The organism is Streptomyces sp. NBC_00457 (genome assembly GCF_036014015.1).
Taxonomy (GTDB): domain Bacteria; phylum Actinomycetota; class Actinomycetes; order Streptomycetales; family Streptomycetaceae; genus Streptomyces.
In genome coordinates this window covers 8,431,944-8,456,550 of record NZ_CP107905.1, presented here as the reverse complement: position 1 = coordinate 8,456,550, position 24,607 = coordinate 8,431,944, and the positions used below count along the sequence as shown (strand labels likewise).

Annotated in this window: 21 protein-coding genes; 11 read left to right on the top strand and 10 right to left on the bottom strand. The window is 71.0% G+C overall.

What is annotated here, in order from left to right; translation table 11 throughout:
• Positions 1–22: 22 nt before the first annotated feature.
• From OG828_RS38685 to OG828_RS38665, 5 genes are all read right to left on the bottom strand, one after another.
• Positions 23–1,258 carry an MFS transporter gene (locus OG828_RS38685; RefSeq protein WP_328503799.1) on the bottom strand — a complete coding sequence of 412 codons (1,236 nt, stop codon included), beginning with the start codon at positions 1,256–1,258 and terminating at the stop codon, positions 23–25.
• Between the two features lie 23 nt (positions 1,259–1,281).
• A complete protein-coding gene (locus tag OG828_RS38680) occupies positions 1,282–2,685 on the bottom strand; it encodes a CitMHS family transporter (RefSeq protein ID WP_328367481.1) in 1,404 nt (467 codons plus the stop codon).
• Positions 2,686–2,818: 133 nt separating this feature from the next.
• A complete protein-coding gene (locus tag OG828_RS38675) occupies positions 2,819–5,095 on the bottom strand; it encodes a molybdopterin oxidoreductase family protein (RefSeq protein ID WP_328503798.1) in 2,277 nt (758 codons plus the stop codon).
• A 130-nt stretch (positions 5,096–5,225) separates the two neighbouring features.
• Positions 5,226–5,849, bottom strand: coding sequence for a TetR/AcrR family transcriptional regulator (locus tag OG828_RS38670; RefSeq protein ID WP_328367476.1), 624 nt, complete (start codon positions 5,847–5,849; stop codon positions 5,226–5,228).
• A 52-nt stretch (positions 5,850–5,901) separates the two neighbouring features.
• On the bottom strand, positions 5,902–6,447 hold the full coding sequence (locus OG828_RS38665; protein WP_328503797.1) for a hypothetical protein: 546 nt from the start codon (positions 6,445–6,447) through the stop codon (positions 5,902–5,904).
• A 155-nt stretch (positions 6,448–6,602) separates the two neighbouring features.
• Between OG828_RS38665 and hmgA the strand changes: the two genes are divergently transcribed.
• The 3 genes from hmgA (at position 6,603) to OG828_RS38650 (ending at position 9,932) form a co-directional block, all read left to right on the top strand.
• Entirely contained in the window at positions 6,603–7,919 is a 1,317-nt protein-coding gene (gene hmgA / locus OG828_RS38660) for a homogentisate 1,2-dioxygenase (protein WP_328503796.1), read from the top strand.
• A 27-nt stretch (positions 7,920–7,946) separates the two neighbouring features.
• On the top strand, positions 7,947–8,693 hold the full coding sequence (locus OG828_RS38655) for a GntR family transcriptional regulator (RefSeq protein WP_328503795.1): 747 nt from the start codon (positions 7,947–7,949) through the stop codon (positions 8,691–8,693).
• Positions 8,694–8,774: 81 nt separating this feature from the next.
• A complete protein-coding gene (locus OG828_RS38650) occupies positions 8,775–9,932 on the top strand; it encodes a type ISP restriction/modification enzyme (RefSeq protein ID WP_328503794.1) in 1,158 nt (385 codons plus the stop codon).
• Positions 9,933–10,017: 85 nt separating this feature from the next.
• Here the strand turns inward: OG828_RS38650 and OG828_RS38645 are convergent, their stop codons facing one another.
• Positions 10,018–10,731, bottom strand: a complete 714-nt coding sequence (locus OG828_RS38645) for a TetR/AcrR family transcriptional regulator (RefSeq protein ID WP_328503793.1) — start codon at positions 10,729–10,731, stop codon at positions 10,018–10,020.
• A 63-nt stretch (positions 10,732–10,794) separates the two neighbouring features.
• Between OG828_RS38645 and OG828_RS38640 the strand changes: the two genes are divergently transcribed.
• Genes OG828_RS38640 through OG828_RS38630 form a run of 3 tightly spaced genes read left to right on the top strand, consistent with a single transcriptional unit; the run spans position 10,795 to position 13,764 of the window.
• Positions 10,795–11,739: an ATP-binding cassette domain-containing protein gene (locus tag OG828_RS38640; RefSeq protein ID WP_328503792.1), complete on the top strand. Its 945-nt coding sequence runs from the start codon at positions 10,795–10,797 to the stop codon at positions 11,737–11,739.
• Positions 11,736–12,518, top strand: a complete 783-nt coding sequence (locus tag OG828_RS38635; RefSeq protein ID WP_328441404.1) for an ABC transporter permease — start codon at positions 11,736–11,738, stop codon at positions 12,516–12,518. The genes OG828_RS38640 and OG828_RS38635 overlap by 4 nt, the downstream gene beginning before the upstream one ends.
• 37 nt (positions 12,519–12,555) lie before the next feature.
• The gene (locus OG828_RS38630; RefSeq protein ID WP_328441403.1) at positions 12,556–13,764 is read left to right on the top strand and encodes a CaiB/BaiF CoA transferase family protein; all 1,209 of its coding nucleotides are present in this window, start codon (positions 12,556–12,558) and stop codon (positions 13,762–13,764) included.
• Positions 13,765–13,805: 41 nt separating this feature from the next.
• On the opposite strand, the gene OG828_RS38625 is transcribed toward OG828_RS38630, so the two are convergent.
• From OG828_RS38625 to OG828_RS38615, 3 genes are all read right to left on the bottom strand, one after another.
• Positions 13,806–14,075 (bottom strand): hypothetical protein, encoded by a 270-nt coding sequence (locus OG828_RS38625; protein ID WP_328367452.1) that lies wholly within the window; start codon positions 14,073–14,075, stop codon positions 13,806–13,808.
• 126 nt (positions 14,076–14,201) lie between these two features.
• The gene (locus OG828_RS38620) at positions 14,202–15,026 is read right to left on the bottom strand and encodes an anti-sigma factor (protein ID WP_328503791.1); all 825 of its coding nucleotides are present in this window, start codon (positions 15,024–15,026) and stop codon (positions 14,202–14,204) included.
• Positions 15,023–15,565: a sigma-70 family RNA polymerase sigma factor gene (locus OG828_RS38615; RefSeq protein WP_443060229.1), complete on the bottom strand. Its 543-nt coding sequence runs from the start codon at positions 15,563–15,565 to the stop codon at positions 15,023–15,025. Before OG828_RS38615 ends, OG828_RS38620 begins: the two co-directional genes overlap by 4 nt.
• 205 nt (positions 15,566–15,770) lie before the next feature.
• Here OG828_RS38615 and OG828_RS38610 point away from each other — a divergent pair, with 205 nt between their 5' ends.
• The 4 genes from OG828_RS38610 (at position 15,771) to OG828_RS38595 (ending at position 22,163) form a co-directional block, all read left to right on the top strand.
• On the top strand, positions 15,771–17,303 hold the full coding sequence (locus tag OG828_RS38610) for a DUF4331 domain-containing protein (protein ID WP_328441402.1): 1,533 nt from the start codon (positions 15,771–15,773) through the stop codon (positions 17,301–17,303).
• 187 nt (positions 17,304–17,490) lie between these two features.
• Positions 17,491–18,876, top strand: coding sequence for a tetratricopeptide repeat protein (locus OG828_RS38605; protein ID WP_328503790.1), 1,386 nt, complete (start codon positions 17,491–17,493; stop codon positions 18,874–18,876).
• Positions 18,876–20,516: a HoxN/HupN/NixA family nickel/cobalt transporter gene (locus OG828_RS38600; RefSeq protein ID WP_328503789.1), complete on the top strand. Its 1,641-nt coding sequence runs from the start codon at positions 18,876–18,878 to the stop codon at positions 20,514–20,516. The genes OG828_RS38605 and OG828_RS38600 overlap by 1 nt, the downstream gene beginning before the upstream one ends.
• 54 nt (positions 20,517–20,570) lie before the next feature.
• Entirely contained in the window at positions 20,571–22,163 is a 1,593-nt protein-coding gene (locus tag OG828_RS38595; RefSeq protein WP_328503788.1) for a serine/threonine-protein kinase, read from the top strand.
• 16 nt (positions 22,164–22,179) lie between these two features.
• Here OG828_RS38595 and OG828_RS38590 read toward each other — a convergent pair whose 3' ends face one another.
• Positions 22,180–22,986, bottom strand: coding sequence for an SGNH/GDSL hydrolase family protein (locus OG828_RS38590; protein ID WP_328503787.1), 807 nt, complete (start codon positions 22,984–22,986; stop codon positions 22,180–22,182).
• Between the two features lie 314 nt (positions 22,987–23,300).
• On the opposite strand from OG828_RS38590, the gene OG828_RS38585 reads away from it, so the two are divergent.
• The gene (locus tag OG828_RS38585) at positions 23,301–24,509 is read left to right on the top strand and encodes a S8 family peptidase (RefSeq protein ID WP_328503786.1); all 1,209 of its coding nucleotides are present in this window, start codon (positions 23,301–23,303) and stop codon (positions 24,507–24,509) included.
• Positions 24,510–24,607: the final 98 nt, after the last annotated feature.

Below are 24,607 nucleotides of genomic sequence, written 5' to 3'. Positions count from 1 at the left end.
CCGTACCGACCCCGGCGCGTCGTCAGATATCACTCGTGCGGCGGAATCTGGAGCGCTTCGGCCGCGCCTGCGAGGCGGGGCCAGGGCCCTCGGGCCCCTTCGGCGTCCGCAGCGCGACCCCCGCCGACAGCAGCAACAGACCCCCCAGCATCACGAACGGCGCCGCCACACCCGCGACCCCCGCGACCAGACCCGCGGTCGCCGGGGCGGCGACCTGGCCGAGGCGGTTGCCGGTCAGCCGGAGTGCGAGGGCCGTGGAGCGGGCGCCGTCGGGGGCCGCCTGGACGACCGTCGTCATGGACAGCGGCTGGCCGACGCCGAGGCAGAAGCCGAGGGCGACGAGGATCAGGGCCAGCGCCCACACCGGCACCGGCAGCGCGATGCCCGCGCACAGCAGGGCCGCCAGCAGACAGGTCACGGTGAGCAGCAGCGTCCGGCCCAGCAGCCTCAGCAGCGGGGTCAGCACCAGACGGCAGGCGATCGTGGCCGCCGCGCGCAGGCTGAGCAGTACGCCGATGACCGACGGCGCGATGCCCCGGTGCTCGCCGACCACCGGCAGATAGGCGGTGAGGATGTCGGTCGCGGACAGCACGGAGAGGCTGATGAGGATGCCCGCGGGGACACCCCGGGCGCGCAGGATGCGCTGGACGGGGACGCGGTCGCCCTGCGCAGTACGGGACTTGGCGGTCGTACGGTCCTCTATGCGCCACAGCGACGTGAACGCGACCGCCGCGACCGCACCCGCGACCAGCAGCGCGAGGGCACTCGTCCCGGCCATGTCCCGGCCACCGATCAGCGCGCCCGCCGCGATCGGGCCGACCAGTTGGCCGAGCGAGGCGCCGATGGTGAAGTGGCCGAAGTTACGGTCCTGTTCGTGCGGGGCGGACTGGCGGGCGACGAGCGACTGGGCGCCGATGACGAAGGACAAGTGTCCGAGACCCATCACTCCGCTCCAGATCGCCATCGCCCAGAGGGAGTCCACGAGGCCGCTGAGCGCGCAGCCGCCGGATATCAGGACCACTCCGGCGGGCAGCAGGGGCGCACAGCGGCCGTGGTCGGTACGGCGGCCCAGCGGGACGGCGGCGAACAGCGGGAGCAGGGCGTACACACCCGCGATGACGCCGATCGCCCGCTCGTCGGCGCCCAGCGCGAGCGCCCGGTAGGAGACGGCGGGCCGGGCCATCGACACCGCCCCCTGCGCGAAGCTGAAGGCGATGACGAGGCGGAGCAGCCAGCCGCGGTTCCCACCGGGCGCCATGGTCGAGTCCTCCGTGCGGTACGTCAGATGATTCCGAAGAGGATGCCTGCCCCGAGGATGATCAGACATGTGAGGGCCGCCCACTTCACCACGAACCTCGTGTGGTCGCCGAACTCCACCTTGGCCATGCCGACCAGGACGTACACGGCCGGGACGAGCGGGCTCGACATGTGCAGCGGCTGGCCGACCAGGGAGGCGCGGGCCATCTCCAGCGGGGAGACGCCGTGCGCGGCACCGGCTTCGGCGAGGACCGGCAGGACACCGAAGTAGAAGCCGTCGTTCGACATGAAGTAGGTGAGCGGGAGGCTCAGCAGACCGGTGACCAGGGCCATGTGCGGGCCCATGCCCTCGGGGATGACGTCCACCATCCACTTGGCCATGTGGTCGACCATGCCGGTGCCCTGGAGGACGCCGGTGAAGACGGCGGCGGCGAAGACCATGCCGGAGACGTTGAGGACGTTCTCGGCGTGGGCGCCGATGCGGGCCTTCTGGTCGGGCATGTGCGGGAAGTTGACGGTCAGCGCCAGGGCGGCGCCGAGCAGGAACAGCACCGGGATCGGCAGCCACTCCATGATCATGGCGGTGAGCAGGACCACCGTGAGCAGCGCGTTGAACCAGTACAGCTTGGGGCGCAGGGTGGGCCGGGCCGGGTCGAGGACCTTGAGCATGCTGTCGTCCTCGTCGTCGGGCGCGTCGGCGTCCGTGCCGGCACCCGAGCCGCCGGTGGCCACCGGGGTCTTGCCGGAGCCTCCGGCGCCCACGAGAACGGTCTCCGTCTCCTTCTCGTCGACCAGCACCTCGTCCAGCGTCAGCGTGCCGAGCCGCTTGCGCTCGCGCATGCCGAGGACGTACGAGAGCACGAAGACGCCGAGGAGGCCGACGGCGAGGGCCGGGATCATCGGGATGAAGATCTCGCTGGCGTCCAGCTTGAGGGCGGTGGCGGCGCGGGCCGTCGGGCCGCCCCACGGCAGGGTGTTCATCACGCCGTTGGCCATCGCGGCGACACCGGTCATGACGACCAGGCTCATCTTCAGGCGCTTGTACAGCGGGTACATCGCCGAGACCGTGATCATGAAGGTGGTCGAGCCGTCGCCGTCGAGCGAGACGATGGCGGCGAGTACGGCGGTGCCGACGACGATGCGCATCGGGTCGGCCTTGCAGAACTTGAGGATCCCCCGGACGATCGGGTCGAAGAGCCCGACGTCGATCATCACTCCGAAGTAGACGATCGCGAACATGAGCATCGCCGCGGTCGGGGCAAGGCTGGTCACGCCGTCGATGACGTAGTCACCGAGCTTGGCGCCCTTCCCGACGAACACGCAGAACAGTGCCGGGATCAGCACGAGCGCCGCGATCGGCGACATCTTCTTCATCATGATCAGGACCAGGAAGGTCGCGATCATGGCGAAGCCGAGGATGGTCAGCATGAGTGGATACCTAACGTTCGCCCTTGAACTCCCACCGGAGTCGGCAGTGCGATGACGTTAGGTGCCGTCGAACGGCGTTAACAAGACGTTGACATGCGAGCAATAAGCGCAAAACTCCTGGTCACGGCTTTGCTCAGGTCAGCGGGGTGAGCTTTTCGGTCACGGCTTCGGTCACGGCTTCGGTCACAGGGGAGATTTCCACGGGAACTCCGTTGAGGACCGCGTTGCCCGACAGCGGGTCGAGCAGGCTGCCGTCGAGGAGCTGGTTGACGTTGACGCCGGGGTCGGTGGAGGCGTGGCCGAGCCGGGTGCCGGGACGGTTGTGGCCCCATCCGTGCGGCAGGCTGACCACGCCCTGCCGGACGCCGTCGGTGACCTCGGCCGGGGCCGTCACCTCTCCCCCGGCGCCCTTCAGCCGCACCGGCGCCCCGTCGCGGACGCCGAGGCGTTCGGCGTCGGCGGGGTGGATGTGCAGGGTGCAGCGGTTGGTGCCGCCGGTGAGGGCGGGCACGTTGTGCATCCAGCTGTTGTTGGAGCGCAGATGGCGGCGGCCGATCAGGACGAGTCCGTCGGGCCGCTCGTCGAGGGCGCGCGTCAGCCGGGGCAGGTCGTCGGCGATCGGCTGCGGCAGCAGCTCGATTGTGCCGCTCGTGGTCTTCAGCGGCTGCGGCAGCCGGGGGTGCAGCGGTCCGAGGTCGATGCCGTGCGGATGCGCCAGGACCTTCTCCAGGGTCAGGCCGTCCGGTCGTATGCCGAACCCGTCGCCGTAGGGGCCGAGGCGCAGCATCATGTCGAGCCGCCGCTCGGGGCCGTTCTCGCCGGTGAGCTGGTCCGCCAGTTCCTCAGGGTCCCTGCCGTGCACGGGCGAGTGCGGCTCCCTGACGGCCTTGCCCAGGGTCTGCTGTACGACCAGCGCGTCCACGGCCGCGGGGTCGGCGCCGTGCATGCCGGTCGCCGCGAGGGTCAGCCGGGCGAGGATCTCGCTCTCGGACATACGGCCGGGTTCGAGCGGGACGGCGGCGCGGGTGTAGCGGACCTGATTGCGTACGGCGAAGGTGTTGAAGGCGAAGTCGTAGTGGGCGCTCTGGGAGGGCGGGGGCGGCGGCAGGACGACGTGGGCGTGGCGGGAGGTCTCGTTGAGGTAGGGGTCGACACTGACCATGAAGTCGAGCGAGTCGAGGCCCTTGTCGAGCCGGTCGCCGTCGGGGGCGGACAGCACCGGGTTGGCGGCGATGGCGATGAGGGCCCGGATCGGCTCGCCCTCGGGTGTGGCGGTGTCGATCTCCTCGGCGAGCGCGGACAGCGGCAGCTCGCCCTTGGCCTCGGGGTGTTCGCTGACGCGGGAGTGCCAGCGGGCGAGCTGGAAGCCGCGGCCGGGTCCGGCGGGCCGGGGTGTCTTGTCGGTGGCCGACTGCGGGAAGAGCGCGCCGCCGGGGCGGTCGAGGTTGCCGGTGAGGATGTTGAGGACGTCGACGAGCCAGCTGGCCAGGGTGCCGTGCGAGACGGTGCAGCTGCCGATGCGGGCGTAGACGGCGGCGGTGGGGGCGGCGGCGAGTTCGCGGGCGAGGGCGCGGATGACGCCGGCGTCGATGTCGCAGGCGGCGGTGACGGCTTCGGGCGTGAAGTGCCGTACGGCGTCCCGGAGTTCTTCGACGCCCTGCACATGGGGCGTCAGATCGACGAGGTCGACGAGGTCCTCCTCGAAGAGGACGTACGTCATCGCCGCGAGCAGCAGGGCGTCCGTGCCGGGGCGGATGGCGAGGTGGCGGTCGGCGAGTTTGGCGGTGCGGGTGCGGCGCGGGTCGATGACGGTGAGGGTGCCGCCGCGGGCCTTGAGGGCCTTGAGCTTGCCGGGGAAGTCGGGGGCGGTGCACAGACTCCCGTTGGATTCCAGGGGGTTGGCGCCGATGAGGAGCAGGTGGTCGGTGTGGTCCAGGTCGGGTACGGGGATCGCGAGGGCGTCGCCGTAGAGGAGCCCGCTGGAGACGTGCTTGGGCATCTGGTCGACCGTGGAGGCAGTGAACAGGCTGCGGGTGCCGAGGCCGGCGAGCAGGACGGGCGGGTAGAGGGCGCCGGCCATGGTGTGGACGTTCGGGTTGCCCAGGACGACGCCGACGGAGTTGGCGCCGTAGCGCTCGACGACCGGGCGGATACCGGCGGCGACCGCGTCGAACGCCTCCTGCCAGGTGGCCTCGCGCAGCTCGCCGTCCTTGCGGACGAGGGGTGTGCGCAGCCGGTCGGGGTCGCCGTCGACGGCGCCGAAGGAGGCGCCCTTCGGGCAGATGAACCCTTCGCTGAACACATCGTCACGATCACCGCGGGCACCGGTGACACGGGTGCCCTCGATGGTGAGGGTCAGCCCGCAGGTGGCCTCACACAGGGGGCAGATTCGCAGGGCGGTGCGGGACACGGGTCCTCCCGGGGGGCGGCGGCGACGGTGACGCACGAACTGCGGTCGAGCATACCGACCGGTATGCACGAGGGGGAGGGTCTGCCGGGGGTGAGGTCGGAAACCCGCGAGGGCCGGAGGGCCGCGGAAGTCAGTCCAGGACGCGCGCCAGGTACGCCCGCAGCAGCTCCCGCGCCTCCTCGATGATCTTCTCGTCGCCCTCGGGGGCCACCCGGAAGGCCAGGTGGACGAGGGTGTCGGCGGTTTCCACGGCGATGAGGAAGGTGCGCCGCAGATCGTCGTCGGGGCTGCGGTCGAGATAGCCGGAGAGCAGGTCGGTGAGGCGGTCGGCGACGCGGTGGTTGGGCTCGGAGTGCCGGGTGCCGACCGGGATCTGGTTGCCGAAGTCGACGAGGGAGAAGCCGGGCGCGGTGCGCTTCATGGCGAGGTACTCGTCGAGGACGGCGTCCATCGCGACCCGCCAGCCTCCGTCGCCGTCGCCGGCCTCCTCGAGGCGGACGGTGACGCGCTCGGTGTAGCGCTCGAGGTTGCGCTGGGCCAGCGCGTCGGCCATCTGCCGTTTGTTGCCGAAGAAGCGGTAGACCGAGCCGATCGGGACGCCCGCGCGCTGGGCGACGGCACGGGTGCTCAGGTCGTCGTAGCCGACCTCGTCGAGGAGGTCGGCGCAGGCGTCGAGGATCCTGGTCAGCCGTTCGGCGCTGCGCCGCTGGATGGGCGCACGACGGAGCGAGGTCGCATGAGGCACGGGTTTCATGATGCCCCTCCGCCCGGGCCCGGTGAAGCTCGCCCCCTGTTGTCGGCCACATTCACCGCCCTGCGGGCGCGCTCGTGCGCGCCGTCGGTCCCGGCTGCGACGCCGTGATGTCGGCCGTGCTCTCGACGGGCTCGCCGTCCACGGCCCACACCGTGCCGTCGTCGGCGTAGAGCCGGACGGTGACGTGGTGCGTACCACGCTGGACGAGGTCGGCCGAAAGGCGGTACTCGGGGGCACGGAGCCGGGCGATGCGGCGGCCGTCGACGAAGAGGTGGGCGAGACCCCGGCCGGGCACGGCCTCGGCCTTGGTGCCGGGCGGCGAGAAGCGGAAGTTGTGGACCGTAAGGCGTACGTCCCAGCCCTCGTCGGCGTCCGGCTGCACCTCGATGCCGACTTCGGGTGCGTCCTCGTCGTCCACCTCGCGGTAGCGCCGCCCCTCGTCGTCGGTGGCGTCGAGGAGCTCGCCGACCGGTGACATCGACTCCCCGTTCTTCCGGCTCCCGCCCTCGCCCGCGTCACCGGAGCCGCAGCCCGCCGCTCCGGCGAGGAGCAGGACACAGACCGCGAGCGCCGCGAGCAGTACACGCGTCCACGACATGGCGGCGAGCCTAGAACAACGGTCCGACACCTCGAATCCCCCTGGAGTCGGGTTCTCGGCGTACAACCTGGGGAGGTCATGGGGACCCTCTTGCGCCCACGAAACCGCAATCCTACGGTGGAGCATAGGAATCAGATCGCGAGGGAGCACTGATCATGAGCGGGGACGCACGGAAGACCGCCGAGGGGCTGGCCTACCTCTCCGGTTTCGGCAATGAGCACAGCTCGGAGGCTGTCCCGGGCGCCCTGCCCGAGGGCCGCAACTCGCCCCAGCGCGCCCCGCTCGGGCTGTACGCGGAGCAGCTCAGCGGTACGGCGTTCACCGAGCCCCGCGCCCACAACCGCCGCTCCTGGCTGTACCGGATCCGCCCTTCGGCCGCGCACCCGGCGTTCACGCGCACGGAGAACGGCTCGATCCGTACGGCGCCCTTCACGGAGTCGGTGCCCGACCCGAACCGGCTGCGCTGGAACCCCCTGCCCGAGCCGCCGGCCGGCACGGACTTCCTGCGGGGCCTGTGGACCCTGGGTGGCAACGGCGACGCGACCCAGCGCACCGGTATCGCCGTGCACCTCTATCACGCCAACTCCTCCATGGACCGCGTCTTCAGCGACGCCGACGGAGAGCTGCTGATCGTGCCGGAGCACGGCGGGCTGCTGCTGCGCACGGAGTTCGGGCTGCTGCATGTAGAGCCGGGACATGTGGCGCTGGTTCCTCGTGGGGTGCGCTTCCGTGTGGAGCTGCTGGATGCTTCCGCCCGGGGTTATGTGTGCGAGAACTATGGTGCGCCGTTCCAGCTGCCCGACCTCGGCCCGATCGGCGCCAACGGACTTGCCAACGCCCGGGATTTCCGGGCGCCCGTGGCCGCGTACGAGGAGATCGAGGGTCCGGTCGAGGTGGTCAACAAGTTCTGCGGGAACCTCTGGACGGCCACCTATGACCACTCCCCGCTCGACGTGGTCGCCTGGCACGGCAACCATGTGCCGTACGCCTATGACCTGCGCCGCTTCAATGTGCTCGGCACCATCAGCTACGACCACCCGGACCCGTCGATCTTCACGGTGCTGACGTCGCCGAGCGACACCCCGGGGCTCGCCGGCGTGGACTTCGTCGTGTTCGGGCCGCGCTGGCTGGTGGGCGAGGACACGTTCCGGCCGCCGTACTTCCACCGGAACGTGATGAGCGAGTACATGGGGCTCATCGAGGGCGCGTACGACGCGAAGGCGGAGGGCTTCGTGCCGGGCGGCGGATCACTCCACAACATGATGTCGGCGCACGGCCCGGACCGGGAGACCTTCGACCGCGCGAGTACCGCCGAGCTGCGGCCGCACAAGGTCGACGACGGGCTGGCGTTCATGTTCGAGACCCGCTGGCCGGTGACGCTGACCGCGCAGGCAGCCAGGGCGGAGCATCTGCAGCGCGGGTACGACGACGTGTGGCAGGGCCTCGAACGCCACTTCCGCCCCTTGCACTGAGGATCGCCTGCCGGTACGGATGGCCCAATGACCTCCTTCGCCCCGGACTCGATCGTCCTGAACCGCAAGCTGCCGCTCTGGTATCAGGTGTCGCAGTCGCTGCGCGCCTCGATCCTCGGCCGCTCGCCCCAGGACCCGCTGCGGCTGCCGACCGAGGAGCAGCTGGCGGGGCACTACGGCGTGAGCGTGCTGACCATGCGGCAGGCGCTGAAGGAGCTGGAGGACGAGGGGCTGATCACCCGCCATCGCCGGCGCGGCACGTTCATCGAACCGGATGCCATAAGAGGCGCCCCGGTGCGGCTGCTCGGCTCCGTGGACGCGATCGTGGCCCAGCAGTCCGGCATGACGACCGAACTCCTCGACCACGGCAAGGCGCCCGCGCCGGCCGAACTCGCCGTGTACTTCCCGGAGATGGACGAGGTGGCTACGTACCACCGCCTGCGCAGCGACGAGAAGACGGGCGAGCCGACGAACCACGCCCGCAACTACGTGCGTCCCGAACTGGCCACGCGCATCGATCCCGCGGATCTGCTGCGCTGGCCGATGACCAAGGTGCTGCGGGATGTCGTCGGGGCGGACATCAGCCGCATCACGGACACGGTGGAGGCGAGGCTCGCCGATCCGGAGACGGCTCGGCTGCTCCAGGTTCCGCTGCTCAGCCCGATCCTGCATTACACGGGGGTGACGTACGACGGGGAGGGCCGGGTGCTGGACGCGGCGGTGATCCATTACCGAGGCGACCGCTTCTCTTTCACGGTGACGCTGGACGCGTAGTTCTTTGTCTGCGGGTTTGTGGGGGCTTGTCGCGCAGTTCCCCGCGCCCCTTTGGGGCGCTTGTCTTAGGCAAGTCCTACGATGCTCTGCGTGACGCACGACGACGCTCCGCTGCTGGCGGATCTCATGCCGTGGTCCGTCGCATCGCCGCGGATCGGGCGGGGGTGGCCGACGGGGCCCGATGCGGCGTCCCTGAAAGCTCGGTGGGATGCGTTGGTGAAGGCCGAGGGGCCGGATCGGGAGGCGCTGTTCGAGCCGACCAGGTCGCGGACGCTGCACTCGGCGGTCGGGCAGTTGCCGGGGCAGAGCAGCGGCACGGAGAAGCTGGCCCGGGCCGCCGGGCCGTGCCCGGAGCCCGTGCGGGTGCTGCACGCGCCCTTCGATGAGCAGTGGCTGATCCCCGATCACCGGCTGATCGACGTGGCGCGGCCGGAGTTGTGGCGGGTGGCGGACGAGCGGCAGGTGTTCGTGGCTGAGACGGCGGGCGGTGGGGCGGGGCCGGTCCTCCTGGCGACTTCGCTGCTGCCGCTGCTGCGGCCGGGCCGTGTCCGGCCGCTGTATCGCCGTCCGGGCGGAGTGGACCCGAACCTGGCGCCGGGGCTGTCGGAGTACCTGGGTGAGCGTCTGGGCGAGGTGCCGGAGCCGGTGGACGTGCTGGCCTGGATCATGGCGGCGGTCCGTGTCGACCTCGCCGTACCCCTCACCGGGGACCCCGAACTCTGGGCGCGGGGCGTGGAGTCGGGCCGTCGGGTCCTCCGGCTGATGTGCCGCGACGGCGAGCGCCCGAAGCTCCCCGGCGGTCGCCGGCCCTACGTCCGCGCCCCGCTTCCGGCCCGACCCCACACCCTCCTCTACGACCGCGAGGAGGAGGCCCTGCAGATCGACGAGGGCCGTATCTCCCCGGTACCGCCCGAGTCCTGGGACTTCGAGGTGAGCGGGGTCCGGGTGCTGGAGGCATGGTTCACGGCACGGACGGCACCCACCGAACCAACGGGCACCCTCAAATCGATCCGCCCGACCACCTGGCCCCAGACCTGGACATCGGAGCTGCTGGAGCTGATCACCGTACTGGCCCTGCTCTCCGAAGTCCCACCTCTCCCGGACCAGTTGACGTCCCCCGTCACAGCGACCGACCTGCACAGAGCGGCCGTACTCCCACCGCCGCCCCAGTCCCGCCGCCCGGCATCGGTACTGGACACACACGAAGAGGGCCCGGAGGGCCAACTAACGCTGCTGTAGCGCCCCCGAAGGGGCGCGGGACTGTGTCGATTTGCGGCTCCGCCGCGTGGGCGCGACCAGCCACAACGAACCCGCACCCGACGAACTACCGGTCCGGGTCAAAAGCATCCAGCACCCGCCCCAACGCCCGCTCAAACACCCCCTCCAGATCAATCGGCCCGCTCTGCTCCATGAACGCCGCGGCCAGTCGCGGATACGCGCCGGTGGCGACCTGGCTACCGAGGTAGGCGATACGGACCGCGTTCTCCTCCTCCGCGGACCACGGCATGGACCGGGTGCGCTCGGCGGTGGCGATCTCGTTCGCGACGTACGTCGTCACCACGGCGTTGAGCAGCGCGACCAGCTCCGTCTTGGCGCTGTACGGGAGGTCGAGCGGTTCGAGGCATTCCAGGCAGTGCTCCAGGTAGCGCAGGGAGTTGGGGCTGAAGCCGTACACGCCCGACATCAGCCGCGGCACCCAGGTGTGGCGGTGCATGATGGCGCGCGTCTCCCGGGCGTTGCGGAGCATGTCCGCGCGCCAGTCGCCCGAGGGCTCGCGGATGTCGTGCTCGGCACCGATCGCGTCGATCATCAGCTCGTACAGGTCCTCCTTGCGGGGGACGTAGTTGTAGAGCGACATCGTGCCGCAGCCCAGCTCACCGGCCACCCGCCGCATCGAGAGCGCGTCCAGCCCCTCCGCGTCGGCGACCCGCACCGCCGCCGCCGCGATGTCGGCGCGGGTGTACGCGGGTTTCGGCCCCCGGCCCGTCCGCTCGGGACGTGCCCAGATCACTTCGGGTTCGGCCGCTCGGCCCGCCATCGATCATCACCTCGGCCTCCATCCTAGTTACGTACAGCGTACGTAGTGCGCTATGGTCGACCCATGACTTCTACGTACGCTGTACTTAGTGAGGGTCTGGAGAAGCGGTTCGGAGCGGTTCACGCCCTGCGCGGACTGGACCTGGCCGTCGCGCAGGGCACGGTCTGCGGAGTCCTCGGACCCAACGGCGCGGGCAAGACCACCGCCGTCCGGCTGCTCACCACGCTGCTGCGGCCCGACGCGGGGTCGGCCCGGGTCGCGGGGCACGACCTGGTACGGGAGGCGGCGGCCGTACGCCGCCGGATAGGCGTCACCGGGCAGTACGCGTCGGTCGACGGGGACCTCACCGGGCGGCAGAACCTGCGGCTGTTCGCGCGGCTGCACCGGGTGCGGGGGCCTGCCGAGCGGGCGGGCGAGCTGCTGGACCGCTTCGGGCTGGCCGAGGCCGCCGACCGCCCGGCGTCCACCTACTCGGGCGGGATGCGGCGCCGTCTGGACCTGGCGGCGAGCCTGATCCGCCGCCCCGACGTGCTCTTCCTCGACGAGCCCACCACCGGCCTCGACCCGGCCACCCGCAATCAGATCTGGGACGCGGTCCGCGACCTCAAGGCGGACGGCACGACCGTGCTGCTCACCACGCAGTACCTGGACGAGGCCGATCAACTCGCCGACGACATCGCCCTGGTGGACCGCGGACGTGTCGCCCACACCGGCTCCCCCGCTCAACTCAAGGCGCTCATCGGCTCGTACGCCGAAGTCGTCGTCGCCCACGCCGACGCCCTGACCGAGGCCGCCGCCGTCCTGGACCGACTCACCGGCAGCGAGCCCTCGTTCGACCACGCACGCAACGCGGTCGGCGCGGTCACCGCCGACCAGACCCTCACCGTCCCCCGTCTCGTCCGCGAACTCGACGCGGCGGGCGTGCCGTTGCTCGACGCGAGCCTGCGTCCGCCCAGCCTCGACGACGTCTTCCTCCGACTGACCGCGGGAAAGGAACTGGTGGCATGAGCACCTTGGCATTCGACGGCACCGCCATGCTCGGCCGGCAACTTCGGCGGACGCGGAACAACCCGGCGCTGGTGATCCTCACCCAGACCATGCCGATCACGATGCTGCTGTTCTTCGGCTATGTCTTCGGCAGCGCGCTCGCGATGCCGGGCGCTGAGTACCGGTCCTTCCTCGTCCCGGGCCTGCTGGTGGCAACCGCGGCCAACGGGATCATGACGGGGATGTTCCAGGCGGCCGCGGACTCACACCGAGGGGTGACGGACCGGCTCCGCACCCTGCCGATGAGCCGAGGGGCCGTCCCCCTCGGTCAGGCGGTCGCCGATGTCGTCGTCACGGCTGTCGGGACAGTGCCGTATCTGCTGGTCGGGCTCGCGGTGGGCTGGCGCATCGAAGGGTCCGCGCTGGAAGCGGCCGGTGCCGTCGGGCTGTTGCTGCTGTTCCGGTTCGCCTGCACCTGGGTCGGGATCTTCCTCGGGCTGCTGTCCCGGAGCGAGGAGGCCGCCGGTCAGCTCGGCAGCGCCACCTTCATGCTGCCGCTGTTGTCCAACGCCTACATCCCCACGGACAATCTGCCGGGCTGGCTGCGCACGATCGCCGAGTGGAACCCGATCAGCGCGGTGACCACGGCCCTGCGGGACCTGTTCGGCAACGCTCCGGTGCCGGAGGGCTCCGCCTGGCCGGTGGCGCATCCCGTGGCCGGGTCGCTGGCCTGGTGCGCGGTGCTGATCGCCGTCTTCGGACCGCTCGCCGTACGACGATACGCACGCGGCGAGCGGTGAGGCGGGCCCTCCTTCCGCGGAGCGACACTCGTGGGTCATGATCCACGGCATGGATCCGCTTCCCCTGCCCCTCGAAGGCATCACCGTCGTCTCCGTCGAACAGGCCGTCGCCGCCCCCTTCGCCACCCGTCAGCTCGCCGACCTGGGCGCCCGTGTCATCAAGGTCGAGCGGATCGACGGCGGCGACTTCGCCCGCGGCTACGACACCGCCGCGCGCGGTCTCGCCTCGCACTTCGTGTGGTGCAACCGGGGCAAGGAGTCGATCGCCCTCGATCTGAAGGACCCGCGCGGGCTCGATGTCGTACGGCGGCTGGTGGCGGACGCGGATGTGTTCGTGCAGAACCTCGCCCAGGGGGCCGCCGCCCGGCTCGGGCTCGACGCGGCCACGCTGTGCGCGGCGCACCCGCGGCTGGTCGCCGTGGACATCTCCGGATACGGGGCGTCGGGGCCGTACGCGGACAAGCGGGCGTACGACATGCTCGTGCAGTGCGAGGCGGGGCTGGTGTCGGTCACCGGGACGCCGGAGCAGCCGGTGAAGGCGGGGATTCCGGCGGCCGACATCGCGGCGGCCATGTACGCCTTCTCGGGCGTCCTCGCGGCGCTCGTGCGGCGGGGGACGACGGGCCGTGGAGGGCCGGTCGAGGTGTCGATGCTGGAGGCGCTCGCGGAGTGGATGGGGCATCCGCTGCACCATGTGATGCACGACGGCACACCCCCGGCGCGCACCGGGCTCGCGCACGCCGTCATCGCGCCCTACGACGCCTATCCGACGGCGGGCGGCGGGCGGGTGCTGCTGTCGGTGCAGAACGACCGGGAGTGGCGGCGGCTGGCCGAACAGGTGCTGGAGCGGCCGGAGTTGGGGAGCGACCCGGCGTACGGGACGAACGCGGCGCGGGTGGCGAACCGGGAACGTACGGACGCGGCCGTCGCGAAGGCGCTGGCCGCGCTGGATCCTGATACGGCCGTGGCGCGGCTGGAGGCCGCGGGCATCGCGTGCGCCAGGCTCAGGGACGTACGGGAGGTCGCGGAGCATCCGCAGCTGGCGGCCAGGGGGCGGTGGCGGGAGGTGGAGTCGCCGGTGGGGCCGCTACGGGCGCTGCTGCCGCCCATCACCATGCCGGGCGGGGACGAGGCACGGATGGGGGCCGTGCCCGCGCTCGGGGAGCACACCGAAACGTTGCTGCGTGCCGTGGGGATGACGGACGAGGAGATCGCAGCGTTGCGCCGGGACGGTGTGGCGGCCTGAGCGCGGGACTCGAGGAACGGTCTCGAGAAGCGCGGTGGTGCTCAGCGGTCGCCGAACAGCGAACGGCGAAGTCGGCGAAGTGGCGCGAAGAGCGAGAGCCGGCCCACCTTCTTGCCCCTGTCGCTGCGCTGGTGCGGGGTGTCACGTGCGGTGATCTCGCGCATCAGCGAGGTCGCCTCGGCTGCCTCCGTGTGCGGCACGGCAGGACCTGCCAGTACCGAGAGATGGCGGTCGAGGCGCGAACTGGTCGCGCTGCTCCCGTACGTGATCGCAGGGACCCTCGCCCTGCTGCGCACTGTTATCTGTTCCATGTCACTCCCCACCCGTACGAGTCCACCCGGCCCGGGCAGGGTAACCCTATCGCCCTCATGGGGCACTCGTGTATCTCGGTCACAGGATTCACCTTCCCCGTAAGGGGGTTGACGACTCTTCTCCAGTTACTCTCCGAATCCAACCGATTTCAGGGCGAGTTGGACAACCGGCTGGGTGGTGGGCTGCTCCGACCCGCCGTCGGGCTCCACCGTCACAGCCAGTGATGTCGCCGACTTCTCCAGTCCGGCCGCGACCAGGGGCGTGTCGCCCTCGAAAAGCCCGAGGGAGCGCGGTTGCTCGTCGGGGCGCATGACCCAGAGCTGGTTCACACGGCCGCTCGGCAGATCGCCGTATCCGCTCAGGGTGACCACCGCGCTCCCCTCGGATGCCGAGGCGACGACTCCGATACTCCGGCCCTGCGCATCCCGTCCGGTGCTCGAGCGCGCGTCCGGCGCCGCGAGAACGTGGGCGATCTCACGCGCCTGCGCCCGCTGGGCGTCCAGCTGGTCCTGTGTCTGGTTGGCCTGCACGGCGAAGAGCGAGGCGACGACCAGGGCCGCCGCTGCCGTCGCGGTGGCGAACGGGACGAAGAGGGGGCGCCCCCTGCGCGGACGGGCACGCGCGGGCAGCGGCTCGGTGCCCCAGACGTGCGGCGGCAGCTGGGGCGTACGCGCGCGTGCCGGTTCGGGCCGTGCGGCGGGTTCCTGGGGAGTGGCGCGTACGGCGGCCAGGACCCGGTCCCGCATCGCGGCCGGCGCGGGTGCGGCCGTGGACCAGGCGAGGCGGACGGCGTCCTCGGTGAGGGCGCGTACCTCGGCGGCACACAGGGGGCAGTCGTCGAGGTGTTTCTCGAAGCGCACGCGTTCCGCCGGTTCCAGGGCATCAAGGGCATAGGGGGCGGCCAGGGAGTGCAGGTCCTCGCGGCGCAGCAGTCGGTCGAGGAAGCTCATGCGACACCTCCCAGGCAGTCGCGCAGCCGGGTCAGTCCGTCGCGCATCCGGGTCTTGACCGTACCGAGCGGCAGCGAGAGCTGCTCGGCCACTTCACGGTACGTAAGCCCGTCGTAGTAGGCGAGGGTGACGGACTGCCGCTGGAGCACGGTGAGGCTGTCCAGGCAGCGGCGCACCCACTCGCGTTCCAGTCCGGCCTCGACCTCCTCGGAGACCTGGTCGAAGGCGGGGCTGTGGGAGCGGCGTGCCTCGCGCTGCTCGCGTTCGCCGGCCGCGCGGGCGCTGCGCACCCGGTCCACGGCGCGGCGGTGGGCGAGGGTGAGGATCCAGGACAGGGCGCTGCCCCGGCCGGGGTCGAACCGCGCGGCGGACCGCCAGAGTTCGAGCAGCACCTCCTGTGACACCTCCTCCGACTGCGCCGGGTCGCGCACGACTCGTTTGACGAGTCCGTACACCGGCCCGGACACCAGTCCGTACAGCTTCTCGAAGGCGTGCTGGTCGCCCCCCGCCACCAGCACCAGAAGCTCGTCCGCCTCCACCCGGTCCCCCTCTCTTCGGCCGCACGGGGCCGATCCCGTCCCACGAGGCATTCGCAACGAACCCACCTCCGGATGGGGTTACGGATCAGCGTGCCCGAAACGCCAGTCCAGCAACGGGAAATTTTGTTTTGAAGTTCGACCAATCCGCCCCGCCACCGGCGCCGAATCCTGGTGCGTCAGGCAAGTTGGACTGAGGACGGACGGCATGACACCTATCTCCAGGAGCAGCGTGGGCGCGCGGAGCGTCGCGACCCTCGTATGTGGTGCGCTGGCCGCCGGGGCGCTCGCAGCCGCCGGCGTGGCCACGCTGGAACCGGGGGCGGCCTCCGCCTCCAGCCACCGGGAGGCCCCGCTGATCTCGGGGACCCCGCAGTACGACAACACGGACGTGTACGCGTTCGTCAGCCCGGACAAGCCGGACACGACGACGATCGTCGCGAACTGGATCCCGTTCGAGGAGCCGGCCGGCGGACCGAACTTCTTCACGTTCGCCGAGGACGCCCAGTACGACGTCCACATCGACAACAACGGCGACGCCCAGGGCGAACTCCTGTTCCGCTACACCTTCAAGACGCACACCAAGAACGACAAGACGTTCCTGTACAACACCGGTCCGGTGGAGAGCCTGGACGACCCCGACCTGAACATCACGCAGACGTACGACATCGATCTGCTGCGGCTGAAGAACCAGAAGCTGGTGTCGAAGACGAAGGTCGCGGACGACGTTCCGGTGGCCCCGTCCAACGTCGGCAAGGCGTCGATGCCGGACTACGCCAAGCTGCGCTCCCAGGCCGTGCACGAACTGACCAGCGGCGCCACGACGTTCGCCGGTCAGGCGGACGACCCGTTCTTCCTGGACCTGCGCGTCTTCGACCTGCTGTACGGCGGGAACCTCTCCGAGGTCGGCAACGACACGCTCAAGGGCTACAACGTCAACTCCATCGCCCTGCAGGTCCCGACGGACATGATCACCGAGTCGGCGGAGCAGCCGATCGTCGGTATCTGGTCGACGACCCAGCGCAAGAACGCGCAGGGGCACTTCAGGCAGGTCTCGCGGCTCGGCATGCCGCTGGTGAACGAGGTCGTCAACCCGCTCAAGGACAAGGACACGTTCAACGCGTCCGCGCCGTGGGACGACGCGCAGTTCCTGAAGAACGTGACCAACCCCGAGCTGCCGAAGCTCATCGAGGCGATCTACAAGATCGACGCTCCGGACGAGCCGCGCAACGATCTCGTGGACGTCTTCCTCAAGGGCGTCGAGGGCCTCAACCAGCCGCCGCACGTACGGGCGTCGGAGCAGCTGCGGCTCAACACGTCGATCAAGCCGGCCGCCGAACCGAAGCGGCTCGGCGTCCTGGACGGCGACAACGCGGGCTTCCCGAACGGGCGTCGGCTGACCGACGACGTGCTCGACGCCTCGTTGCAGGTCGTCGAGGGTGAACTGGTCGGTGCCAAGAACGACTTGGGCGACGCGGTCGACAAGAACGACAAGGACTTCGAGAAGGCGTTCCCGTACGTCGCGCTGCCGACCGAGGGGTCGCGCGGTCCGCTCGCCAAGGGCACGACCGGGGACAACGACGTGCGGAACCAGCTGGGCGACGCGTTGCAGCCGGCCGGCTCCGGCGGTTCGGAGGACACCACGCTGATCGCAGCCTCGGCCGGTGCCGGTGCGGTGGGCATCCTGCTGATCGGCGGGGGGCTCATGTGGTGGCGGCGTATGCGGGGTCGGGCGTACTAGGCGCTCCGCCGGTCGTGGGGAAACTGCGGGTCCGTTGTGGCTGGTCGCGCAGCTCCCCGCGCCCCTTACGGGGCGCTGTTCTCGCCCCATGTCCCGAAAACTGGCGCGGCCCGCTCGTATCCATCCCCCACGGCGCGGGCCGCGTCGCTTGATCTCATCACTTCCTTCAGGCGACCGAGGAGAGGGCATGTCCCCGGGTACGGAAAACAGCGAGGCTGCTGAGCGGCCGGAGGCCGGGCGGCGTTGGCGGGTGGTGCAACTCGCCGGGTGTGCGGCCATGTTGGCGGTCGCCATGACCGCCGGGGCCATCGCGTTCGGGGCCATGCGGGACGAGGGGGGCCAGGCCGTCGCCTCGGCGCCCGCCGCCATGTCACCGGCGCTGCTGGCCGGCGGCGATCTCGACGCGGGCATCACCTCGCTGCAGGCCCATCTCCGCGCCCAGCCGAAGGACTTCGGCGGCTGGGCCACCCTCGGGCTCGCCTACGTCGAGCAGGCGCGGACGAAGGGGGACCCCTCGCGCTATCCGCAGGCCGAGCGGGCGTTGAAGCGGTCCCTGGAGCTCGATGCCGACAACGACCAGGCTCTCGCGGGGCGTGCCGCGCTCGCCGCCGCCCGGCATGACTTCGAGGACGCGCTGAACTACGCCGGCCAGGCGCTGAAGCAGAACCCCTACAACGAACGCGCGCTGTCCTCCCGTATCGACGCCCTCGTCGAACTCGGCCGGTACGCCGACGCGTCGAAGGCCGCCGACGCCGCCGACTCCCGGCGTCCGGGAGTCCCCGTCTTCAGCCGGTACGCGTATGTGCGCGAACTGCGCGGCGACGTGCGGACGGCGCAGCGGGTGCTGGAGCAGGCCCTCACGTCCGCCACGGCGCCTGGAGACGTGGCGTACGTGGCGACGCAGCTCGGTCAACTCGCCTGGAACCAGGGCGACTACGAGACGGCGCTGGAGCACTTCGCCCGCGCGCTCGCCGCCGACGAGAACTACCTTCCCGCGCTGGAGGGCCGCGCCCGTGCGCAGGCCGCCAGCGGTGACAGGGCCGGCGCGATCAAGGGGATGGAGCAGGTCGTGGCGCGGTATCCGCTGCCGGGACCGCTCGTCGTCCTGGGCGAGCTGTACGAGGCCCGGGGCGCCGACGGGGACCGGGCGAAGGCGAACGACCAGTACGCCCTCGTCGATGCCTGGACCGCGCTCGCCCGTGCCAACGGCGTCAACGCCGACCTCGACACCGCGCTCGCCGCAGCCGACCACGGCGACGCCGAGTCGGCGCTGCGCGCGGCCCGCGCCGAGTGGGACCGCCGGCACACCGTGCACACCGCGGACGCCGTCGCCTGGGCGCTGCACAAGAACGGTCGTGACGAGGAAGCCCTCCCGTACGCGCTCCGCGCCACCGCGACCGGCTACCGCAACGCCGCGTTCCTCTACCACCGCGGCATGATCGAGCAGGCCACCGGCAACGCCAAGGAGGCCCGCGCCTCGCTCACGTCGGCACTGAAGCTGAACCCCGGCTTCTCGCCGCTGGGCGCGCGGGAGGCCCGTACGACGCTCAAGGACCTGGAGGCGGCCCGGTGATGAGCCCCCGTCGTCTGTTCGCCTCCGGCGCGGCCGTCCTCACGGCCGTCTGCGGGCTCGTGCTCGTCCCCACCACGAGCGCGAGCGCACATCCCCTCGGCAACTTCACCGTCAACCGCTACGACGGCCTCGTCGCCGCCCCCGGCGAACTCCGGGTCCGGCACGTCGAGGACCTGGCGGAGATCCCGGCGACCCAGGCCAAGCCCGACATCAAGAAGGCGGGCATGGCCGACTGGGCCCGGCAGCGGTGCGCCTCGGCCGCGCGGGACAGCGAGGTCACCGTGGAGGGGCGCGCTGTCGGCCTCACGGTCGCGGAGAGCCGCGCGCGCGTGCGGCCCGGACAGGCGGGACTCGACACGCTCCGGGTGGAGTGCCGGCTGACCGCGACCCTCCCCGACCAGGAGTCCCTGTCTCTCGACTTCCGCGGCGCGGGCGCCGAGTCCGGCCCCGGCTGGCGTGAGATCACCGCACGCGGCGACCGTATGACGCTCTCCGCGTCGGACGTCCCGGAGAAGTCGATCTCGCGTGAACTGGCCGAGTACCCCGAGGAGTTGCTCTCCTCCCCCGCCGACACCGCGACCGCGTCCCTGGCCATACGCTCCGGCGGCCCCGCCCTCGCCGACGACCGGCAGGACGCCCCGGCCGCCTCCGTGCTGCCGCGCGGCGCCGACCGCTGGACCCGCGCCCTGGACTCCCTCGTCGCCCGCCACGACCTCACCCTCGGCTTCGCCGCGCTGGCCCTGGTCATCGCGGTCGGCCTCGGCGCGATGCACGCCCTCGCCCCGGGCCACGGCAAGACCCTCATGGCCGCGACAGCGGCGGCCCACGGCGGCCGGGCCCGCCTCAGGAACGTCCTCCCCCTCGCCGCCTCCGTCACGGTCACCCACACCCTCGGCGTGGTCGCCCTCGGCCTCCTGGTGACGGCCGGCTCGGCGGCGACGCCCTCGGTGATCGCCTGGCTGGGCATCGCGAGCGGCGCCCTGGTGATCGCGGCAGGCGCGAATCTCGTACGACGGGCCTGGCGCAACCGGCGCCACACGCATGGCCCCGGGCACACGCACGACCACACGCACGGGCACCCCCATGACCACCCGCACCCGCACGACCACAACCACGAGCCCGACAAGCCCCCCGCCCGTCAACTCGCCCTGGCCGGCGCCGTATCCGCATCCGCATCCCCCTCAACGAACGCTCACGCTCACCCCCACGACCACCACGACCACGACCACCCCCACAGCCACTCCCACACCGTCGAGCACTCACACGGCGGCTTCACCCACACCCACTCCACCGCCCCCACCCTCCGCGGCACGATCCTCCTCGGCTTCGCCGGTGGACTCGTGCCCAGCCCGTCGGCCGTCGTCGTGCTCGTCGGTGCCGCCGCTCTCGGCAAGGCCTGGTTCGGGCTGCTGCTCGTCGTCGCGTACGGCGCGGGGCTCGCGCTGACCCTCACCGCGGCCGGGTTCGCGGTCGTCAGGCTGGGCGGCGGAATGACCCGGATGCTGGACAGGCGCCCCCGCTGGACCGCGAGCCCGACGGTGACCCTGCTGCGCAGGACCGCACCGCTGATATCCGCGTTCGTCGTCGTCGCGCTCGGCATCGGATTGCTCCTCAAGGGGGCCGCATCCGCACTTGGCTGAGTTACGTTCGGGAAGGATTGAGGAGAATCGGCCCGGATGCGAATGGGGGAGCCCGTGTCCGAAGAACCGGGCAGTGAGCGTGTGATCGCGGACCGCTACCGTCTGCTGTCCCCGCTCGGCGAGGGCGGCATGGGGACGGTGTGGCGGGCCCGTGACGAGCTGCTGCACCGCGAGGTCGCCGTCAAGGAGGTACGCGCGCCCGCGGGGCTGCCGGCGTCCGAGGTCGAGCGGATGTACGCCCGGCTGGAGCGCGAGGCGTGGGCGGCGGCGCGGGTCGCGAACCGCAATGTGGTGACGGTGTACGACGTGGCCTCGGAGGGCGGCCGACCGTGGATCGTGATGGAGCTGGTCCGCGGGGTGTCGCTGGCGGACCAGCTGGAGGCCGAGGGCACGTTGTCGCCGCAGCGCGCCGCGCACATCGGCGCGGAGGTGCTGGCCGCGCTGCGGGCCGCGCACTCCGCCGGGGTGCTGCACCGGGACGTGAAGCCGGGCAACGTGCTGATGTCGAACGACGGCCGGGTCGTGCTGACCGACTTCGGTATCGCCATGGTCGAGGGCAGCTCGGCGCTGACCATGACCGGGGAGGTCATCGGCTCGCCCGAGTTCCTGGCGCCGGAGCGGGCGCTGGGCCGCACGCCGGGTCCGGAGTCGGACCTGTGGTCGCTGGGCGTGCTGCTGTACGCGGCGGTGGAGGGCAGCTCCCCGTTCCGCCAGAACACCCCGCTCAGCACCCTGCGCGCGATCGTCGACGAGGAGCTGCCGCCGCCGCACCGGGCCGGTCCGCTCGCCGGGGTCATCGAGGGGCTGCTGCGCAAGGACCCGGCCGAGCGGCTGTCGGCGGACCGGGCGGAGCAGGATCTGCGGCTGATCGGAGCGGGAGGCACCCCGCGCGCGGACACGCCCCCCACGGTCCCCTACACACCGACGCTCGCGGCCCAGCCGCAGCAGGCGCCCACCCCGCCGTTCCCCTCCACCCAGCCCGTCCCCACCCCGGCGACCACCACCACGACCCGGGAACCCGACCGCAACCGCCGTGCCGCCATCGCCATCGTCGCGGGCCTCGCCGCCCTCGCACTGGCCCTGGCCGGACTGACGTACGCCCTGCTGAACAGGGAGGACAACGGCGACAACCAGGGGGGCGGTACCACCACCAGCCAGACGAGCGAGGGCGGTTCGCCGTCCGAGGACGACGAGGGGGCCGGTGGGGCGACCGGGGCCACGGAGAGTCAGAGCGAGGAGGAGACGACCTCGGCCCCGCCGGAGCAGTCCGTGCAGGTCTCGTTGGCGGGCGCGAACACGGAGTACTCCGGGGCATGCCCGCCGCCGGAGGGCGAGGCGCCCGCGTTCACGGCGACGATCTCGGTCGGGCAGCTTCCGGCCGAGGTGAGTTACCGGTGGGTGTCCCAGGACGGCAAGGTGATGGACCAGGGCTGGAAGACACTGTCGTTCCCCGAAGGCGGCTCACGCACCAAGCAGGACCGGGCGTTCGTGACGACGTACGACGAAAGCGGCACCTTCGAGAACGAGATCAGTGTCGAGGTGCGCGACCCGGTGGAGACCAAGTCCAACTCGGTTCCGTTCTCGGTGACGTGCGAGTCGGAGACCCCGACGGGCGGGGTCTCCCCATCACCTACTGCTTCCTACTAGTCGTTCGCGTCGACCATCAGTCGTTCGCGTTCAGCACCGGCAGGTACCCACCGGACTGACCGCCCGCGTTCGGGTGGTACGACTCGCTGATGTTGGCCAGGTTCACGCTGTGCAGCCAGGCGCTGCCGGAGCAGATCTCATGGCCGGTGAAGGTGGGACGGACGTCGCCGAAGGCGAAGCCGTGGTCGGCGGCGCGCTTGGCGACGGCGGTGTCGAGGTGGTCGGCGGCGTCGTTGATCGCCTTCCGCTTGGTCTCGGAGAGCCCGAGGCAGAGGGCGCCGAGCCGGTACAGGCGGGGGTAGCCGAGCACGACGACGCGGGCGGACGGAGCCTTGGCGCGGATCGCCGAGTAGACGTTGTCGAGCTTGCCGGGCAGCGTGGAGTCGACGTACGCCCGGGCGGTGTTGACGCGGGAGACACAGGCGCTGTCGGACTGCAGCACACAGGTGACCATCACGTTCATGAAGCCGGCGTCGTTGCCGCCGATGGTGATGGAGACGAGGGACGTGGCGGCGCTGAGCGGGCCGAGCTGACTCGCCAGAACATCATCCGTTCGGGCGCCCGCGCAGGCGGTGAAGTCGAACGTCGAGGGTGAGTTGGCGGCGGCCCAGAGGTAGGCGTACGACCTCGTGCTGCGCTTGCACTCACCGCTGGGGGCCAGGTAGCTCCCCGCGCCGAGTCCGGAGGAATAGGAGTCGCCGAGGGCCACATAGCCGCCTTCTGCGGCGGGTTGGGCGGCCTGCGCGGCGGGCGATCCGGTGAGGGTGACACCGACGGCCAGGAGGAGTGAACTGACGTATACGGCAATTCGGGAACGTCTCATGGAACCTCCCTATAGCAGGATCTCTGCCACAACCGTCGTAGCAACTACGCGTGTTGAACGGAAGTGTCCATGCCAAGACTTTCCGGGGCTTTGCGGGATCTGCGCCGGAGGTTCACCCGGCCGCTCATTTCGTGCTCATGACAGATTTGTTGACAGACGCTCAACTCCCTTTCGCTACGCCCGTATACGGCTGATCCTTTACTTCAGCCCGGGACGGAACGCGACGCTCCGGGTCGTGTGCGCGATGACGCGCGCACCCCCCACAGACGCGCGCCCCACCCAGGCGCGCGCCGCCAAGAGGAGGACTCCCTCGTATGGCACAGCTGCGTAGCAAGAGATTCCGGTTCGCCGCGATAACCAGCCTGGCGACCGCCGCCCTCGTGGGCGGGCTCACCGCACTTCCCGCCGAGGCCGCACCGGCCGAGGGGAAGGTGCTCGCGGCCGACTCCCCCACCGCCATCAAGGACAGCTACATCGTCACGCTCAAGAAGAGCGCCGGTCTCAAGGCTGCGTCGAGCGCGGGCAAGAGCCTGGTCAAGGAGTACGGCGGCACGGTGAAGAAGACGTTCGGCACGGTGCTGAACGGCTACACGGCCACGCTCTCCGCGACCGAGGCCAAGCAACTCGCCGCCGACCCGGCGGTGGCCTCCGTCGAGCAGAACCAGCGCGTGCACCTGACCGACACCACGCAGACCAACGCTCCTTGGGGCCTGGACCGCTCGGACCAGACCTCGCTCCCGCTGTCCGGCACCTACACATACCCGGACAGCGCGGGCAGCGGTGTGACCGTATACGTCATCGACACCGGCGTCCGGATCACCCACTCGCAGATCAGCGGCCGTGCCACCTACGGCTATGACGCGGTCGACGGCGACACCACCGCCTCCGACGGCAACGGCCACGGCACCCATGTGGCCACCACGATCGCGGGCTCCACCTACGGCATCGCCAAGAAGGCGAACATCGTGGGCGTGCGGGTGCTCAACAACGCGGGCTCCGGCACCACGGCGGGCGTGGTCGCGGGCATCGACTGGGTGACGGCCAACCACTCCGGTCCCTCGGTCGCCAACATGTCGCTGGGCGGCGGCGCCTCCACCGCGCTGGACACCGCGGTCGCGAACTCCATCGCCAGCGGTGTGACCTACGCGGTCGCGGCCGGCAACAGCAGCGCCAACGCCTCCTCGTACTCCCCGGCCCGCGTCGCCTCGGCGATCACGGTGGGCGCCACCACCAACACGGACGCGAAGGCGAGCTACTCCAACTACGGCTCGATTCTGGACATCTTCGCGCCGGGCTCCTCGATCACGGCGGGCTGGTACACCAGCGACACCGCGACCAACACCATCTCCGGTACGTCGATGGCGACGCCGCACGTCGCGGGCGCGGCCGCCGTCTATCTGGCGAACCACACCTCGTCCACCCCGGCGCAGGTCGCCTCGGCGCTGACCGGCGGCGCGACCACCGGTGTGGTCACCAGCCCGGGCACCGGCTCCCCGAACCGGCTGCTGAAGATCGTTCCGTGACGGCAACCGGCCTGAAGTGACAGGCAGTTCCCCGGAGACGTCCGTCGCCTCCGGGGAACACTTGTGCAAAGAGCGTTACGAGCGGAACACACCCGACA

Coding starts and splice junctions, on each gene's coding strand:
- OG828_RS38685 (WP_328503799.1), bottom strand. CDS start 1,258: ATGGCGCCCGGTGGGAACCGCGGCTGGCTGCTCCGCCTCGTCATCGCC.
- OG828_RS38680 (WP_328367481.1), bottom strand. CDS start 2,685: ATGCTGACCATCCTCGGCTTCGCCATGATCGCGACCTTCCTGGTCCTG.
- OG828_RS38670 (WP_328367476.1), bottom strand. CDS start 5,849: ATGAAACCCGTGCCTCATGCGACCTCGCTCCGTCGTGCGCCCATCCAG.
- OG828_RS38665 (WP_328503797.1), bottom strand. CDS start 6,447: ATGTCGTGGACGCGTGTACTGCTCGCGGCGCTCGCGGTCTGTGTCCTG.
- hmgA (WP_328503796.1), top strand. CDS start 6,603: ATGAGCGGGGACGCACGGAAGACCGCCGAGGGGCTGGCCTACCTCTCC.
- OG828_RS38655 (WP_328503795.1), top strand. CDS start 7,947: ATGACCTCCTTCGCCCCGGACTCGATCGTCCTGAACCGCAAGCTGCCG.
- OG828_RS38650 (WP_328503794.1), top strand. CDS start 8,775: ATGCTCTGCGTGACGCACGACGACGCTCCGCTGCTGGCGGATCTCATG.
- OG828_RS38645 (WP_328503793.1), bottom strand. CDS start 10,731: ATGGCGGGCCGAGCGGCCGAACCCGAAGTGATCTGGGCACGTCCCGAG.
- OG828_RS38640 (WP_328503792.1), top strand. CDS start 10,795: ATGACTTCTACGTACGCTGTACTTAGTGAGGGTCTGGAGAAGCGGTTC.
- OG828_RS38635 (WP_328441404.1), top strand. CDS start 11,736: ATGAGCACCTTGGCATTCGACGGCACCGCCATGCTCGGCCGGCAACTT.
- OG828_RS38630 (WP_328441403.1), top strand. CDS start 12,556: ATGATCCACGGCATGGATCCGCTTCCCCTGCCCCTCGAAGGCATCACC.
- OG828_RS38625 (WP_328367452.1), bottom strand. CDS start 14,075: ATGGAACAGATAACAGTGCGCAGCAGGGCGAGGGTCCCTGCGATCACG.
- OG828_RS38620 (WP_328503791.1), bottom strand. CDS start 15,026: ATGAGCTTCCTCGACCGACTGCTGCGCCGCGAGGACCTGCACTCCCTG.
- OG828_RS38610 (WP_328441402.1), top strand. CDS start 15,771: ATGACACCTATCTCCAGGAGCAGCGTGGGCGCGCGGAGCGTCGCGACC.
- OG828_RS38605 (WP_328503790.1), top strand. CDS start 17,491: ATGTCCCCGGGTACGGAAAACAGCGAGGCTGCTGAGCGGCCGGAGGCC.
- OG828_RS38600 (WP_328503789.1), top strand. CDS start 18,876: ATGAGCCCCCGTCGTCTGTTCGCCTCCGGCGCGGCCGTCCTCACGGCC.
- OG828_RS38590 (WP_328503787.1), bottom strand. CDS start 22,986: ATGAGACGTTCCCGAATTGCCGTATACGTCAGTTCACTCCTCCTGGCC.
- OG828_RS38585 (WP_328503786.1), top strand. CDS start 23,301: ATGGCACAGCTGCGTAGCAAGAGATTCCGGTTCGCCGCGATAACCAGC.